Source organism: Methylobacterium sp. NFXW15 (assembly GCF_049887755.1).
Lineage (GTDB): Bacteria > Pseudomonadota > Alphaproteobacteria > Rhizobiales > Beijerinckiaceae > Methylobacterium.
Genome location: NZ_JAGEKG010000025.1, coordinates 1 through 1,691 on the forward strand (window position 1 = coordinate 1; position 1,691 = coordinate 1,691).

The 1,691-nt window shown below is 71.1% G+C and carries 1 protein-coding gene; it reads left to right on the top strand.

The genetic code is table 11. The features are described 5' to 3' along the window. Window positions 1-1,691, top strand: a 1,691-nt coding sequence (gene dxs / locus J4O73_RS24150; RefSeq protein WP_426221560.1) for a 1-deoxy-D-xylulose-5-phosphate synthase, incomplete at both ends; no start/stop codon positions are given.

The window sequence follows — 1,691 nt, forward strand, 5'->3', positions numbered from 1 at the left end:
GTGGCCGATGCCGTGCGCGCGGAGATGATCGACGCGGTGTCGGTGACCGGCGGCCATCTCGGCTCGGGGCTGGGCGTGGTCGAGCTGACGGTGGCGCTGCACCACGTGTTCGACACCCCCGACGACCGCATCGTGTGGGATGTCGGCCACCAGTGCTACCCGCACAAGATCCTCACCGGACGCCGCGACCGCATCCGCACCCTGCGCCAGGGCGGCGGCCTGTCGGGCTTCACCAAGCGCTCCGAGAGCGTCTACGACCCGTTCGGCGCGGCGCACTCGTCCACCTCGATCTCGGCCGCGCTCGGCATGGCGGTCGGCCGCGACCTCGACGTCGCCGCCGCCAAGGCCAAGGGCCAGAGCGCGAAGCGCCGGAACATGATCGCGGTGATCGGCGACGGCTCGATGTCGGCGGGCATGGCCTACGAGGCCATGAACAATGCCGGCGCCCTGCATTCGCGCCTCATCGTCATCCTCAACGACAACGACATGTCGATCGCCCCCCCGGTCGGGGCGATGTCGGCCTATCTCGCGCGCCTCGCCTCGGGCGACACCTACCGCACGCTGCGCGACGCGGCCAAGCAGCTCGGCAAGCTCCTGCCCAAGGCGATCTACCAGCGCGCGGCGGCGGCGGAAGAGTATGCCCGCTCCCTCGTGGTCGGCGGCGGCACGATGTTCGAGGAGATGGGCTTCCACTATGTCGGCCCGGTCGACGGCCACAACCTCGACCACCTGCTGCCGGTGCTGAAGAACGTCCGCGATGCCGAGCACGGCCCGATCCTGCTGCACGTGGTGACGCGCAAGGGCAAGGGCTACGCCCCGGCCGAGGCCTCGGCCGACCGCTACCACGGGGTGGTGAAGTTCGACGTGGTCTCGGGGGTGCAGGCCAAGGCCAAGCCGAACGCGCCGGCCTACACGCGGGTGTTCGGCGAGAGCCTGATCAAGGCGGCCGACGCCGACCCGAAGGTGGTGGCGATCACCGCCGCGATGCCGGGGGGCACGGGCATCGACCTGTTCGGCAAGGCGCATCCGGACAAGACCTTCGACGTCGGCATCGCCGAGCAGCATGCGGTGACGTTCGCGGGCGGTCTGGCGACGGAGGGCTACAAGCCGTTCGTGGCGATCTACTCGACCTTCCTGCAGCGGGCCTACGATCAGGTCGTGCACGACGTGGCGTTGCAAAACCTGCCCGTGCGGTTCTGCATGGACCGGGCGGGCCTGGTGGGCGCCGACGGGGCGACCCATGCGGGGGCGTTCGACCTCGCCTACCTGTGCTGCCTGCCGAACATGACGGTGATGGCGGCGGCCGACGAGGCGGAGCTGGTGCACATGGTGGCGACCTGCCACGCGCATGACAGCGGCCCGATCGCGCTGCGCTACCCGCGCGGCGAGGGCGTGGGGGTGGAGCTGCCGGAGAAGGGCGTGGCGCTGCCGATCGGCCAGGGCCGGATGGTGCGCGAGGACGCGGGGGCCCGGGTGGCGATCCTGTCGCTGGGCACGCGTCTGGCCGAGGCGCTGAAGGCGGCGGATCTGCTGGCGGACCAGGGCGTGGCGGTGAGCGTGGCGGATGCGCGCTTCGCCAAGCCGCTGGACGAGGCGCTGATCCTCGACCTCGCGTCGAAGCACGAGGTTCTGGTGACGGTGGAAGAGGGCTCGCGCGGCGGGTTCGGGGCGATGGTGCTGCACCTGCTGGC